General features: G+C 67.0%; 9 protein-coding genes. 4 read left to right on the top strand and 5 right to left on the bottom strand.

The window, feature by feature from the left end; genetic code table 11:
- The 4 genes from ACCQ08_RS12020 (at nt 1) to ACCQ08_RS12005 (ending at nt 5,410) form a co-directional block, all read left to right on the top strand.
- Entirely contained in the window at nt 1-984 is a 984-nt protein-coding gene (locus tag ACCQ08_RS12020; protein ID WP_373449910.1) for an ABC transporter ATP-binding protein, read from the top strand.
- Nucleotides 985-1,005: 21 nt separating this feature from the next.
- Nucleotides 1,006-2,046 carry an aldo/keto reductase gene (locus ACCQ08_RS12015; protein WP_239809444.1) on the top strand — a complete coding sequence of 347 codons (1,041 nt, stop codon included), beginning with the start codon at nt 1,006-1,008 and terminating at the stop codon, nt 2,044-2,046.
- 19 nt (nt 2,047-2,065) lie between these two features.
- Nucleotides 2,066-3,292 (top strand): acyl-CoA dehydrogenase family protein, encoded by a 1,227-nt coding sequence (locus ACCQ08_RS12010; protein WP_373449909.1) that lies wholly within the window; start codon nt 2,066-2,068, stop codon nt 3,290-3,292.
- Nucleotides 3,293-3,412: 120 nt separating this feature from the next.
- Nucleotides 3,413-5,410, top strand: coding sequence for an IPTL-CTERM sorting domain-containing protein (locus ACCQ08_RS12005; RefSeq protein WP_373449908.1), 1,998 nt, complete (start codon nt 3,413-3,415; stop codon nt 5,408-5,410).
- Between the two features lie 92 nt (nt 5,411-5,502).
- Here ACCQ08_RS12005 and ACCQ08_RS12000 read toward each other — a convergent pair whose 3' ends face one another.
- From ACCQ08_RS12000 to ACCQ08_RS11980, 5 genes are all read right to left on the bottom strand, one after another.
- Complete coding sequence (locus ACCQ08_RS12000) at nt 5,503-7,359, bottom strand: Hsp70 family protein (protein WP_373449907.1); 1,857 nt, start codon at nt 7,357-7,359, stop codon at nt 5,503-5,505.
- Nucleotides 7,360-7,362: 3 nt separating this feature from the next.
- Nucleotides 7,363-8,037 (bottom strand): DUF2760 domain-containing protein, encoded by a 675-nt coding sequence (locus ACCQ08_RS11995; protein ID WP_133857494.1) that lies wholly within the window; start codon nt 8,035-8,037, stop codon nt 7,363-7,365.
- Between the two features lie 239 nt (nt 8,038-8,276).
- Nucleotides 8,277-10,421, bottom strand: coding sequence for a TonB-dependent receptor family protein (locus ACCQ08_RS11990; RefSeq protein WP_373449906.1), 2,145 nt, complete (start codon nt 10,419-10,421; stop codon nt 8,277-8,279).
- 84 nt (nt 10,422-10,505) lie between these two features.
- Entirely contained in the window at nt 10,506-12,824 is a 2,319-nt protein-coding gene (locus ACCQ08_RS11985) for an ATP-dependent DNA helicase (RefSeq protein ID WP_373449905.1), read from the bottom strand.
- Entirely contained in the window at nt 12,821-14,629 is a 1,809-nt protein-coding gene (locus tag ACCQ08_RS11980) for a VRR-NUC domain-containing protein (RefSeq protein WP_373449933.1), read from the bottom strand. The genes ACCQ08_RS11985 and ACCQ08_RS11980 overlap by 4 nt, the downstream gene beginning before the upstream one ends.
- Nucleotides 14,630-14,901 lie beyond the last annotated feature (272 nt).

The following is a 14,901-nucleotide window of genomic DNA, read 5'->3' as shown; positions in this document are numbered from 1 at the left end:
ATGAGCCTGCTGACTGTCAGCGATCTTCAGACCCATTTCAAACTGCCCAAGGGCGTGCTGCGCGCCGTCGATGGCGTGTCCTTCAGCATCGCCAAGGGCGAAACCGTCGGCCTGGTCGGCGAATCGGGCTGCGGCAAATCCACCCTGGGCCGCAGTCTGCTGCGGCTGGAGACACCGACGGCCGGCCAGGTGGCGCTGGATGGCGAGGACATTCTGCCCTTGCAAGGCGCGCGGCTGCGCAGCCTGCGCAAGCGCATGCAGATGATCTTTCAGGACCCGTTCGCGTCGCTCAACCCGCGCCACAGCATCGGCAGCATTCTGGAGACGCCGCTGCAGGTGCATGGCCTGGGCGACCGTGCCCAGCGCCGCCGCCAGGTGGAGCGCCTGCTCGACCGCGTGGGCCTGCCGCGCAGTGCGCTGGGCCGTTACCCGCATGAGTTTTCGGGCGGCCAGCGCCAGCGCCTGGGCATTGCCCGCGCGCTGATGCTGCAGCCCGATCTGGTGGTCTGCGACGAGCCGGTCTCGGCGCTGGACCTGTCGATCCAGGCGCAGATCCTGAACCTGCTGGTCGAGATGAAGCGCGAGTTTGGCCTGTCCTACCTGTTCATCTCGCATGACCTGTCGGTCGTGCAGTACTTTGCCGACCGGGTGCTGGTGATGTACCTGGGCCGCATCGTCGAGAGTGCCGACCGCCGCAGCCTGTGGAGCGCCCCGCGCCACCCCTACACCCAGGCGCTGCTCGATGCGGTACCGGACCCGAGCCGGCACCACCAGGCTGCCCCGTTGGGCGGCGACCTGCCCAGCCCGCAGAACCTGCCCAGCGGCTGCCGCTTTCATCCGCGCTGCCCGCGCGCCACCGCGCTGTGCACCACGCAGGAGCCGCTGCTCAGCGACAGCGGCAACGGCCACCTGGTGGCCTGCCACCATCCGCAGGCTCCGCAGACCGCTGACACGCAGACCTCCGTCATCTCTTTTGTCCACTAACCCTTTGTTTTCTCCATTGCCATGACCTACCGTTATCTCGGCCGCAGCGGCCTCAAGGTTTCTCGCCTCGCACTGGGCACCATGATGTTCGGCGGCCCGACCGATGAGCAGACTGCGCACGCCATCATCGCCACGGCCAAGTCCCAGGGCATCAACTTCATCGACACGGCCGACGTCTACCAAAAGGGCGTGACCGAGCAGGTGGTGGGCCGCGCGCTGGCCAAGGACCGCCATGACTGGGTGCTGGCCACCAAGTTCGGCAACCCGCTGGGCGAGGGCCCGAACCGGCGCGGCACCTCGCGCAAATGGATCATCGAATCGGTCGACAACAGCCTGCGCCGCCTGGGTACCGACTACATCGACCTGCTGTACTTTCACCGCGCCGATTTCGACGCGCCGCTGGGCGAGGCAGTGCGCGCCATTGGCGACCTGGTGCGCGCGGGCAAGCTGCGCTATTTCGGGCTGTCCAACTTTCGCGGTTGGCGCATTGCCGAGGTGGCGCACCTGGCCGACGCCGAAGGCATCGACCGCCCCATCGCCAGCCAGCCGCTCTACAACATCGTCAACCGCACGGCCGAGGCCGAGCAGCTGCCCGCTGCCGCCGCCTATGGGCTGGGCGTGGTCTCGTACAGCCCGCTGGCCCGGGGCGTGCTGACCGCCAAGTACCCGAGTGTGGAAGCGGCCGAGCCCGGCTCGCGCGCCGCGCGGCTGGACAAGCGCATGCTGGAGACCGAATGGCGCCCCGAGTCCATCGACATTGCCGCCGAGATCAAGCGGCATACCGACGAGCGCGGCATCAGCCCGGTGGACTTTGCGCTGGCCTGGGTGCTGAACAACCGCCTGGTGACTGCCGCCATCGCCGGCCCGCGCACGCCCGAGCAATGGGACGGCTATATCCGCGCGCTCGATTACCAGTTCACCGCTGATGACGAGGCCCTGGTCAACCGCCTGGTGGCCGCCGGCCACCCTTCCACCCTGGGCTTTACCGACCCCGGCCACCCTGTCGAAGGCCGTGTGCCCTATGTCGCGGCTGCCCCAGCCCCCACACCAGCGGCCGCTTAAACCCACCAGGTCCACCGCCATGAATGCCTCTGTTCCCCCCCTGCGCTCCAGCCGCCCCAGCCGCGATGACCTGCTGGCCCGCCTGCCCCAGCTGGCGGCCGATATCGGCCAAGGCGCTGCACAGCGCGAGCTGCTGCGCGAGCCGCCCTGGGCGGCGTTTGACCTGCTTCGCGCATCGGGCCTGGGCGGCCTGCGCATTGGCCGTGAACAGGGCGGACCGGGCGGATCGGTGGCCGATGTGATCGAGGTGGTCAGCACCCTGGCTGCTGCCGATTCCAACGTGGCGCATGCGCTGCGCACCCACTTCAACACCACCGAGCTGCTGCGGCTGGACACCAAGCCCTCCCCGCTGGCCCAGCGCCAGAACGCCTGGGCCTTGCAGGGCAAGCTGTTTGGCGGCGCCTTTACCGAGCTGGGCACGGCCCGCGCCGGCATCAGCACCTCGACCCTGCTGCGCGAGGGGCTACACCACCGGCTGAATGGCAAGAAGTACTACGCCACCGGCACGGCCTATGCGGATTACTTCAATGTCTTTGCCGTCAATGACGAGGGCCAGGGCGTCAATGCCGTGATCCCCGTGCAGCGCGAAGGGGTGCGGGTGCTTGACGACTGGGATGGCATGGGCCAGCGGCTGACGGCCAGCGGCAGCCTGGAGCTGAACAACGTGCTGGTCTATGACGACGAAATCAGTCCAGGCGCCCGCAACAACCTGGCCGGCCGCCATGCGTCTGCGCTGCGCCAGCTGATCCTGGTCGCGACTGCCGCCGGCATTGTGCGCAATATCCTGGCCGATGCGCGCCACTATGTGCTGCAGCTGGGCAGGCCTGCGATGCACAGCCCCGCCGAGCGCTCACGCGACGACCATTTTGTGCAGGCCGTCGTCGGCGAGCTGGCCGCCGCCAGCTATGCGATCGATGCGCTCATCAGCGCCAACGCCCGCCAGCTCGACCAGGGCGCCTATGCCATCGTGCACGCCCCGCAGAGTGCGGACGACGCCGTGCTGCAAGGCGCGCTGGCCACCGCGCAGACCCAGCTGGTCGTCAGCCGCCTGGCGCTGAATGCGGGCGAGCGCCTGTTTGAAGTGGGCGGCGCCTCCGCCACCTCGCGCCAGCTGAACCTGGACCGCCACTGGCGCAACCTGCGCACCATCTTCAGCCACAACCCTTTGCTGCATAAGACCCGGGTCGTGGGGGACTATGTGCTCAATGGCACGCGCACGCATCTGGAGGAGGGGCGGGTGTTTTGAACCGGTGCGGCGTGGGTGTTGCAGGCACGGTTAATTTTTGCAAATAAATTTACAAAATGTGGCATGTTTAACCAAATCAATTACATTCGCCCAGGTCAGTGAAAGATTCTCAGGAACCCCATGATCTGCAAACGCCACCCATACCACCCATGCCATCCATCCGCCCGCTTCCGTTTTCTCTCGATTGCCTTGCTCTGCAGCCTGGCATCGGGCAGTTGGGCCGCCTGCAGTGACATCCCCTCCGGCAACCCGGCGCTGACGGCCACGGCAGGCAGCACCTGCAATGCGAGCCTCACGGCATACGGCGGCAACAATGTCGCCGGTGCCACCGGCGATGGATCGGTGTTGAACCTGCTGGCCGGCACGAGCCTCATCACCAGTACCGGCAGCACTTACACCTTGAGCTCGGGCGGTTTGAACAGTGGTGGCGTGGCAGCGGAGCCTGCCTCCCTGGTGCATGCGCTGGGGAACCTCAGCCTCACGTCGCGGGGCAACAACAGCCGTGCCCTCTATATCTACTCCGGTGCCAATGCAGCCAATGTGCTCAACAAAGTGCAGGTCGATGGCAACCTGGTGGCGATGCGCGCGGGCAGCTCGGGAGGCGCGGTAGTTCAGAACACCGGGGGTGTGATTGAGGTCACAGGCAGCACCCGCCTGGGCGCCGATGCCTCGACCACGGCACCCGCACCGGTGGACGGCATCCGCAACGGTGCCTCCGGCGGCACCACAGGGAGCAACTTCTTCCGCAATGGGCTGACCATTTATTCCGCAGCCACCGGCATTTCCAACAGCGCCGGTCTGGTGCAGGTACTGGGCGCTGCCGCCAGCATCAACAGCACGGGAGGCGCCGCCATCAATATCTCGGCCGGCACGGTCGATTTACCGGTGCCTGCGTCCATCACCAGCGGCACAGGCACAGCGATTCTCGCCAGCGGTGGGCAGGTGGCGTTAGGCAACAGCGCACCTACATCGGCCACACCAGCAGCGGGCACCAGCCTGGTCAGCCTCGGCACCCAAGCCGTGACGGTACAGGGCGCCAACGGCATTCTGGCCAGCGCACCAGGCGGCAACACCGTGCAGATGCAAGGCGGCAGCGTGGTCGCCAACACCGGTGATGCGATCTCGGTGAACGCACCGGCTGCTGCCAACAGCATCCATATCCAGGCCGGCCAGCTGACTGCCAACGCTGGCCGCGCGATCTTTGATGGCCCCGGCAATGGCAATACGAGCGTGACTTTGGACAGCGCTGCCCAGGTCAGCGGAAGCATTGTGCTGGGTGATGGCTCGGACAGCCTGACGATCCATGGCACGGACATCAGCCAGATCACCTTGATCGATGGCGGCGATGACGTGTCCACCGCAGACGGCTATGTGGACCGCCTGACCCTGGCGGCCATCAACGGCCCGCAGCCGGCCGCCAAGTTTCTGAACTGGGAACGCATCAGTCTGGAAGGCAACAGCGACCTGACGTTGACCGGCAGCAGCCTGGTCACCGGCAGCGGCGCGTTGGCGGGTGAGGCGATGGGCTTGGTCGTCAATACAGGCAATACGCTGCGCTTTCAGGATGCGGCGTTTTCGGTCCATGGTGATCTGGGCAACCAGGGCCAGGTGGTGCTGTCCAACAGCCAGGCAGGCGATGTGTTGACCGTCACCGGCAACTACGCCGGTGGTGGCGGCCTGGCGCTGGATGTGGTTTTGGGCGACAGCAGCTCGGCCGCCGACCATCTGGTGGTGCAGGGCAATACCGATGCAACGCCCACCACCTTGGCCATCAGCAACCTCGGCGGCACAGGTGCTGCCACCAGCGGCAATGGCATTTTGCTGGTGCAAGTGGCTGGCAGCTCTGCCGCCAATGCCTTCACGCTGCCAGCGCCCGGCTATATCGACGCAGGTGGCTTCCGCTACCAGCTGGCCCAGGTGGGCAGCAACTGGTACTTGCAGGCCAAGGCCGCCGTCGTGACCGACCCGGGGACACCACCGATTCCTGAAGTGCCCCAGGTGCCGGATACCGCCACCAATCTGGCAAGAGTGCCTACCTTGGGCGGATGGGCGCTGATGCTGCTGTCGTCGATGGCTGCTCTGTTCGGCATGGTCCAAATCCGCAGGCGCCAGCGCTGATCCCACCCACAACAAAAAAAGGCCCGTCAGCGCGAGACTGACGGGCCTTTTTTTATAGGCAAAGTGGCCGCTGCATTGCAACGGCCTGCCGCTTACTGCTCCGCCGCCGTCTGCGCCCGCACATCAAACTCCACCTTCCAGCGCTCGCTGCCACCCACGGGCACGGCATTGAGCTCCAGGGTGCCGATGTCGGTCACGCGGGCATGCAGGGTGACGGGGACGACCTCGCCATTGGCGCGGCCTTCGGCGGGTAGGTTCAGCTCGATCTCCTGCAGCTCCAGCAATTCTTCGGGGCCCCAGAAATCGAGCATCGTGCCAACGGTGTCGCTGCGGCGCACGCTGGAGCCGAAGAAGCGCATGCGCACCGGCTCGCCCACGACCAGGCCGAACTCCTGCGTATCGAGCGCCGCCTCGCTGCCCTCTTCCATACCAAACGGTGCCAGGCACAGCGCAGACATGGGAGGCTCCATGCCAGGGATCGCCGGCATGTTGGACTCGACGCCGACGTAGTAGGACTGCGCGGTGCCGCCACGGATGCGCACACCCCGGCCTTCGCGCACATGGCCGTAGTAGGCAGCGCCACGGGCCACAGCCAGGTCCAGGTTGGCGCCGTCCAGCAGGCGTGCGGGGGCAGCGCCTTCGGCGGCCAGCCAGCTGTTCAGCACTTCGGTGATGCGCTGCTCAATCTGCGGGGCCTTGAGCACGCCGCCGTTGAACAGGATCGCGGTGGGGTGCAGAAAGCTCGCGCCTTCGGGCTGGGTGCCCTGCAGGCCGTCGATCTGCTCGGTCACACCGGCCTGGCGCGACAGGAAGGCGGCCAGGTGGCGGGTGACCGCAGCATCCTGCGCATAGGGCAGACCCAGCTGGGTCAGCGCGCCACGCGCGCGGCTGATGGGCCTGTCGCTGACAGCGACTTGGGGGAAGAAGCCTTCGACCAGGGTGGCCAGCACTTCGCTGCGGGTCACCTCGGTGCGGATGCTGCCGCCGATCAGCTTGCTGCCCCGGCTGGGCACCACCACGGGTACGGATTGCAGGGCCTCATCGGACAGCAGCTGCTCCTTGGCGGCGCGGCAGCCATGGGCCAGCGCGCGGGTTTGCCAGGCGTCGAGCTGCTTGCCCTCTTGCGCCAGCTTGCGCGCCACGGCATAGGCCAGCGCCAGATCCATGTTGTCGCCGCCCAGCAGGATGTGCTCGCCCACGGCCACGCGCTGCAAGGCCAGGTTGCCATCGCGCTCCAGCACGGCGATCAGCGACAGGTCGGTGGTGCCACCGCCCACGTCCACGACGAGAATCACATCGCCGCTTTGCACTTGCTTGCGCCAGCCGCCACCGCTGGCCTGGATCCAGCTGTAGAGCGCGGCTTGCGGCTCTTCCAGCAGGCTGAGCTTTTGAAAGCCGGCCGCCTTGCAGGCCTCGGCCGTCAGCTCGCGCGCGGCCGGGTCAAAGGATGCGGGAATGGTGACGGTGATGTCCTGCGCGTCGAACGGTGCCTCCGGGTGAGCCTGCTCCCAGGCCCAGCGCAGGTGCGACAGGTAACGGATCGAGGCGGTCAGCGGCGAGACGCGGTGCACCTCGGCCGGGGCATCGGCCGGCAGCAGCGGGCTGCGGCGGTCCACACCGGGGTGGCACAGCCAGCTCTTGGCGCTGGAGACCAAGCGGATCGGCGTGGCCGCGCCGCGCGAGCGGGCAAACTCGCCCACGACAAAATCCTGCTGCGCGCCCCAGGGCAGCGCCATGTCGGCGGCGCTCAGCTCGCTCTCATGGGGCAGGTACAAAAACGACGGCAGCAGCGGCCGCGCCTCGATGCTGGCGGGCGCCGTGAGTTGGGGGATGGCCAGCACATGCTGGACCAGGTGGTCGCCATCGCTGGCGCTCTTGTCCACATAGGACAGCGCGCAGTGCGTGGTCCCCAGGTCGATACCGATGCTGAATTGGGCTGGTGCTTGCATGGTTTACAGCTCCACTTCGGCCTGGGCCAGCACCTTGGCGGCGGCGGTGTCGGTCAGCTGCGGCAGCTTGACCTCGGTCACCTGCCAGCCCCGGTGGCCCAGCGTGCCGGTGAACGGGGCCTGGCCCACGACATTGCCGGTCAGGCGCACGGCTGCGGCATCAAAGCCGGCCTGCAAGGTGATGCGGCTGCCTTCGGCCTCGGCACGCACAGGGGCCAGCGCGAAGTGCTCGCGCAGCACCTTGCGGCAGCCTTCGTGCACCACGCGGGCGGCGGCGCCAATCTCGGCATCGGTGTAGGGCGCTACGTCTTCCTGGATAAAGTCGACAAAGCGGGCCTCGCGCTGGAGCAGGCCCAGCAGCTGCAAAGCAGCGGTCTCGGTGGGCAGCTGCACGGTTTTTTCAACGAGCTTCTCGACCAGCTTTTCCACGGGCACTTCGACCCGCTTCTCTACCGTCTTCTCGACGATTTTCTCGACCGGCACTTCAATGCGGACTTCGACGATCTTCTCGACCGGCACTTCGACACGCACTTCCTGGGGTGGCACATCGGCTGCCAGGCGCTCACCGCCACGCACGCGCTGCACATCGGCCGCCAGGCGGCCATTGCCCAGAATGGCAAAGAAGCTGCCGATCGCAATGGCGATACGGCTGAAAAAAGATGGGGGGGTGTTGTTCATGGAGGCACCAACAGACACCCGCCAGGGCGCTGTGGCGCTGCGCGGTCAGGGCCGGGGCAGCTGCGCAGCGCAGGCGGGTGGTTTTAAAAACGGGGTTTGCGGCAAGCGCAGGGCCTGGGCTCTACAGCCGGCGGCCAGCCCGCAAAACCGGGGATTTTACCGGCTGGCCCTATGCCCCCGCGCCATGCACCAGCAAGCGGTGGATAAGCATCCCGGAGGGCAATAGCGAAGGGAACGGCTTAAAACTGGTAACTGACGTTGACGCCACTGGCCCAGTTGCGCCCCATCGCGCTTTCAAAATAGCGCTGGTTGCCGTCGTTGACGATGACCGAGCCGATGTAGTGCTTGTCGAACACATTGTTGACCCGCGCAAACGCGGCCAGGGTCCAGCGCGGGGCGATCTGTGCGCGGTAGCCCAGGCTGAGGGCCGTGGTGGCATAGCCGGGGGCGGCCTGGGTGTTGGCATCGTTGGCCTGCACATTGGAGCTGGCCTGCACGCCCATGCCGACCGTCCAGGCTGGCGCAAAGTGCCAGTCGGCACCCAGGTAGGCGTTGTGCCGGGCCAGGCCGGGCAGGCGCTGGCCGGCCATGCCGCTGCCCGAATCCTCACGGAAGCGGGCATCCAGCCAGGTGTAGGCGGCGCGCAGCTGCCAGTCGCGCACAAGGTCCAGCTGGGCCGACAGCTCCACGCCCTGGCGGCGGGTCTTGCCGGCATTGCGGTAGGTGGTGCGGCCGCCGGCGCTTTGGTCGGTCACGATCTCATCACTGCTGTGCGACTGGAACAGCGCCGCGCTCCAGAGCCCGCGCAGCGCATCGCCACGCAGCTGCTGGCGGTAGCCCAGCTCCCACTGCGTGCTGCTGGTGGGCCGCAGATCGGTGTTGAGGCCCGAGCCGCTGTTGCGGTAGGACATCTCGGTGATGCTTGGCGTCTCAAAGCCGCGCCCCACGCTCGCGTACACCGTCTGCTGGGGGCTGAGCTGGTACGACAGCGAAGCGACCGGCAGCAGCTTGCTGTGGCGGCTGCTGCCGCTGTCGTCGCCATTGCCGGGGGTGATGTAGTAGTCGTCCGAGCTGAAGCGCACGCGGCTGTAACGCAGGCCGGTGTCCAGGCTCCAGCGGGGGGCCAGTTGCCAGCGCGCCTGCACAAAGGGGTCGGTGCTGCTGACCTTGTTTTTCTCATCCCGGCGCAGCTGGCCGCGCACGCCCAAGGTGTTGCCGACAAAGTTCTCGTAGCCCTGGCGGTCTTCGGTCATCTGCTGCAGGTCGAGCCCCGCGCTCAGCTGCAGCGGCACAATGGTGTCGAACTCACCCACCCAGACCAGGCGGGCACCGGCATAGTCACGCGCCATGTCGATCACGCCGCCGGCGTGGCCCGGCGCCAGCTGCGGCGCTTTGGGGATGGACTGGTACTGCAGCATGCTGCGGTGGCCGTAGTAGGCCGACAGGCTCAGGCTTTGCCGGGCGTTGATGCGCAGGTCATAGGTGGCGCCCAGTTGCTGCTGCTCCAGCGATTTGCGCGTGTTGTACGGGTCGGCCACGCTGCTGGCCTGGCGCGGATCGGCCTGCCACTGCGCCATGGTCAGGCCCTGCGGGTCCTGCGCATCGCCCCGGGCGTGGTTGGCCACCAGGGTCAGCTTGTCGTCATGCGCCAGCGGAATCACCAGCTTGGCATTGAGCAGGTTGCGGTCGGCGGCGCTGTGCTCGCGGTAGCCATCGGTCATGAAGCGGCTGGTGCTCAGCACATAGCCCATGCCGCCATCGGTCTGGCCGCTGGCCTTCAGGCTGTAGCGCTGCTGGCCATCGCTGCCTACGCTCGCGCCGGTCTCCAGCTTCAGGGGGCCTTGCGGGTCTTCGGTGTAAAAGCTCAGCACTCCCCCCGAGGCATTGCCGTACAGCGCCGAATACGGGCCGCGCAGCACCTCCACCCGCTCCAGGCTGGAGATATCGACATTCGAGGTCTGGCCCTGGCCATCGGGCATCGTCGCCGGTATGCCATCGACATACAGGCGCACGCCGCGCACACCAAAGGTGGAGCGCGCGCCATAGCCGCGCACGCTCAGCTGCAGATCCTGGGCATAGTTGTTGCGGTTGTTCAGGGTCAGGCCGGGCACACTGCCCAGCGCTTCGGACAGGTTGACCTGCATCTGCCGATCCTGCAGCTCGCGGCCTTCCACCACATTGGCCGAGGCCGGCAGCTGTAGCAGGTCAGCGGTGCCAACAGCCGAGCGCACCGACACAGTCGGCAACGTGGCTTCGGCAGCGGGGGTTTCAGGAGTGGAAGGTGTTTCGGGTGCCGTTTGTGCAGCGGCGGACAAGGCGCACAGCAGCGCAGCGGCCCCGGCCACAGGGCGCAGGGGCGAGAAGGAAAAGGCGTGGATCGGCATAGAGGCCCGTATTTTCTTACAGTGCCTTAAGTGATGGGAAATTTGGTACAGAAACCCCTAACACCCTCTGAGACAAACCCTGCGCTACAGCTTTTGCGGCGCCCACCAGCCTGGCAGCAGCGCGCGCACGTGGGCGCGGTGAAAGCGGTCGTCGATCAGCACCACCACGCCCCGGTCGTCCTCGCTGCGAATCACCCGCCCGGCAGCCTGCACCACCTTGCGCAGCCCCGGGTAGAGGTAGGTGTAGTCATAGGCCTTGGCAGCGCCAAAGCGCTGGGCCATGGCCCGCTGCATGTGTGTGTTGATGGGGTTGACCTGGGGCAGGCCCAGGGTGGCGATAAAGGCGCCAATCAGCCGGTTGCCCGGCAAGTCCACCCCTTCCGAAAACGCCCCGCCCAGCACTGCCAGACCAATGCCCTGCCCGGCCTCGTCAAAGCGCGCCAAAAACGCGGCGCGCCCGGCATCGTCCATCGCCGAGGTCTGGCAGAACAGCGGCAGCTGCGGGTGCAGGCGCTGCATGCATTCGGCGGCGCGCTGCAAATAGTCAAAGCTGCTGAAAAAGCACAGGTAGTTGCCTGGCTGGCGGGCAAACTGCGCCGCGACCAGCTCGGCAATTGGCGCCAGCGACTGCGCCCGGTCCTGGTAGCGGGTGGAGATATGGCCGGCAATCTGCACCTGCAGCTGCGCGGCCTGGAAGGGCGAGGGCACATCCACCCACTGCGTGGCGGGCGGCAGGCCCAGCAGATCCTGGTAGAAGGCCTGCGGCCCCAGGGTGCCGGAGAACAGCACCGTGGCGCAGGCAGCGGTATGGCGCGCAGCCAGGTGCGGTGCGGGCACGACATTGCGGATGCAGAGCGTGGACATCGGCCCCCGGCGGCCGGACGTTGCGCTGCGCCACAAACTGGTATCAAACAGCGCATGCGGCCCCAGCTGCTCGGCCAGGTTCAGCCACGACAGCGCTTCCAGGTAAAAGCCCAGTACCGCATCGCCGGGCAGCATGGGGCTGTCGCCCTGGGCCTGGGCAATGGCGGCTACGGCGCGCTGCACGGCGCCCAGCAGGCCGGGCGGCAGCTCGGGGTAGACCTGGTAGTCCTGCCCGCCCTCTTGCTGGGCCTTGTTCAGTGCGTTCCATTGGCGGTTCAAGGCATCCAGCGATTTCTTGACCGGGCCGGCCGCCGCCTTGCGCGCCGCAGCCAGGGTGTGCTGCGGCAGCTCGGCCGTGTACATGCGGCGCGCGCGTTCAAGCAGGTTGTGGGCCTCGTCCACCAGCACGCCCACCTTCCACTGGTGGGCCTGGGTCAGCGCATACAGCATGGCGGCGCTGTCGTAAAAGTAGTGGTAGTCGCCCACGACCACATCGCTCCAGCGCGCCAGCTCCTGGGCCAGGTAATAGGGGCAGACCTGGTGCTGCAGCGCCAGGCTGCGCACCTTGTCGGGCGTCAGCATCGGCTCTTGCGCCAGCGCCTGAGCGCGGGCGGCGGGCAGGCGGTCGTAAAAGCCCCGGGCCAGCGGGCAGGATTCGCCATGGCAGGCCTTGTCCGGGTGCTCGCAGCTTTTGTCGCGCGCCTGCAGATCGACCACGCGCAGCGGCACCGCGCCCGTCTGGCCCTGCAGCGCCGTCTGCAACAGGCCCAGCGCATGCAAGGCCAGCCGGTGGCCGGTGGTCTTGGCAGTCAGAAAAAACAGCTTGTCCAGCCCCTGCGCCGCACTGGCCTTGAGCATGGGGAAGATCGTGGCCACGGTCTTGCCAATGCCGGTGGGTGCCTGCGCCATCAGGCAGCTGCCGCTGCCCGCCTGCAAGCCTGCCTGCGCGGTGCGGTACACCGCCACCGACAGCGCCCGCTGCCCGCTGCGGAACTGCGCAAACGGAAAGCGCAGCGCCGTGAGCGCCGCATCGCGCGCGCTGCGGTGCGCGGCCTCGCTGCGCGCCCAGTCCAAAAACAAGCGGCACTGCTGCTCAAAAAACGCCTGCAGCTCGGCAGCGCTGTAGGGCTCGGCCAGCACGGTCTCCTGCTGCGTGCCGACGTTGAAGTAGACCAGCGCTACCTTCAAGCTGGGCAGGCCCCGCTCCAGGCACAGCAAATGGCCGTAGACCTTGGCCTGCGCCCAGTGCAACGCGCGGTGGTTATCGCGCACGCTGTCGATCTGGCCCCGGTAGGTTTTGATTTCTTCGAGCTGACCCAGGGCCGGGTCAAAGCCATCGGCACGGCCGCGCACCTGCAGGTCTTCAAAGCTGCCTGCCAGGCGCAGTTCCGCCTCATAGCCAGCGCCCCGCCGGGCGCGCACCAGGCCATGGCCTTCGATGCCTTCCAGCGCCGATGGCGCCGGTGTAAAGCGCAGATCCAGATCCCCCGCGCGGGCGGTGAACTCGCACAAGGCGCGCACCGCCACGGTGTAGCTCATGCGCCGGCCTCGCGCCACTGCACATGGCAGACGCCCACGGGTATGCCATGGGCGGCGCAGTACTCCAGCCAGCGGATCTGGTTGTCCTGCAGCTTGTCGCCCGGGCCTTTGACTTCCACCAGCTGGTAGCGCCGCTCCGCCGGCCAGAACCGCACCAGGTCGGGAAAGCCCGTGCGGTTGGCCTGCAGATTGCCGAGCAGGCGCTGGAACAGCAGCTTGAGGTGCGCCGCCGGTATGCAGGCCAGCGCATGCGCCAGCAGTGCCTCAGTCAACGTGCCCCAAAACACAAACGGCGACTGCAGGCCGGCCTTGTCGGCAAAGCGCTGGCGGATCACATCGGCATAGCTGCCGTCATCGAGCATGGCCAGGCAAGCGCCAAACAGCGCCGCACGCCGCGCGACAAAATCGGGCGCATACACATCGGCCGGCCCCGCCTGGAACGGATGAAAAAACGCCCCCGGCAGTGGCGCAAAAATCGCCGGCCAGCACAGCAGCCCAAACAGCGAGTTGACCAGCGCGTTTTCGACATAAAACACCGGTGCATCGTCGCGGTTCCAGTGGTCGCGCAACGCGTATTCCACCGGCATCAGGCGCAGGCCTTCGGTGGCCTCGGTGGCATCCAGCGCTTCGCCAGCGCGCAAGGCGGCCTCCAGAGCAGCCGCATCGCTCAGCGCATCCATCGCCGCCCCACCCTGCGCCATGCGTGGCATGCGCAGCACCCGGTCCAGCGCCACATCCTCGCGCAGCTGTGCCACCTCGGGTTTGAGCGCGCGGCGGCTGGCGCTGCGCTGGCCCAGGTGGCGGCGCAGGCGCGGCAGCATGCGGGCCAGGCGCTGGCTTTCTTCATCGCTCTCGGGCTGCTGCGCGGCGGCGCTGGCCAGGGCCAGGGCTTCGTCAAAGCGCTCCATGCGTTCCAGCACGCGCATGCGGCGGTGGCGCGCGCCCGGGTAGGGGCTGGCGGCGTAGGCCTGCTCGGCCAGCGCCCAGCTTTGGCTGCGCTCGCAGGCCTGGCCCAGGCGCAGCAGCACCTTGGCATGGCGCTGCTGCAGCCAGGGGTTGGCGCTGCGCCAGGCGGCCAGCGCATCCATCAAGGCCTGGCGGTCTTCGTCCTCATCCACCGCCTGGCGCCACTGCTGCAACTGGCGGTAGCCCTGCACATCGGCACGGGTCTGAAACGCGCGCGACTGCGCATCAAACGCCACCGTCTCGTACTTGAAGATGCCCAGGTCGGCCAGTACAAACTCTGACCAGTCCTGGTGGAGATTGCCAAAGAACATCAGGCGCAGGCCCTCGGCCAGCTCAGCGATGGTGACGCGCCAGGCGGCATGCTCGGCCTGGGGGTGCCAGCGGTGGTAAGGCTGCAGCTTCTCTTCGGCTGCTTGCTCGGCACCTGGATCAGACGGCTGCGCCCATTGCGCAAGCTGGGCCAGCATGTCCGCCTTGCGCAGCGAGCGCGCCAAGCCGGCATTGGCAAAAATCTGCAGCAGCTCGGGCTTGGTGTGCAGCGCAAACAGCTCGGCCAGGGCCATGTCGGCATCGGCATCGATCCAGCCCAGCGCCAGCAAAGGCTGCGCGGCGGCATGCACATCGGGGATTTCGTCGTACATCAGCTTGTCTGCGCGGAACCAGGGCCCGCGCCGCATCAGCATGCGCACCATCAGCGCCTGCGACTGCATCGGGGCTTGCGCAAAGTCCGCCAGAAACTGCTGCTCCTGCGCATCCAGCACATCGCCATAGCGCTGCCCCAACCACTGCAGCGCGCGCTCGAAGTTGTGCAGGTAGTAGTAGCGATGGGGGGCCAGCATGGGGATGGACACGACGATTGTTAGTGATAGCTTATCTGTATTTTTATACAGTCATTCTATCTAAGAACGTGTTTACGATCTCCTCGCGCCGCGACAGCGGTTTTGCGGGATGGGATGCTAGGCGCAGTCCGCAGCCAATAGCCCGCTATTGGCAAGGGCTGCAACGCCGCAGACCGCCCGCAAAACCCCTGTCCCTATGGGTTGGAGTGAAATCGGGCGATTTCTTCGCGCTGGCTCTTGCTTGCACCCCGGTGCAAGCTGCGAACCAGCCC

Origin of the sequence: Comamonas sp. SY3, assembly GCF_041730275.1 — a bacterium.
GTDB classification, from domain to species: Bacteria; Pseudomonadota; Gammaproteobacteria; order Burkholderiales; family Burkholderiaceae_C; genus Comamonas; species Comamonas sediminis.
Note: the sequence above shows the minus strand (reverse complement) of the source record. Positions and strands in the feature narration are given on the sequence as shown.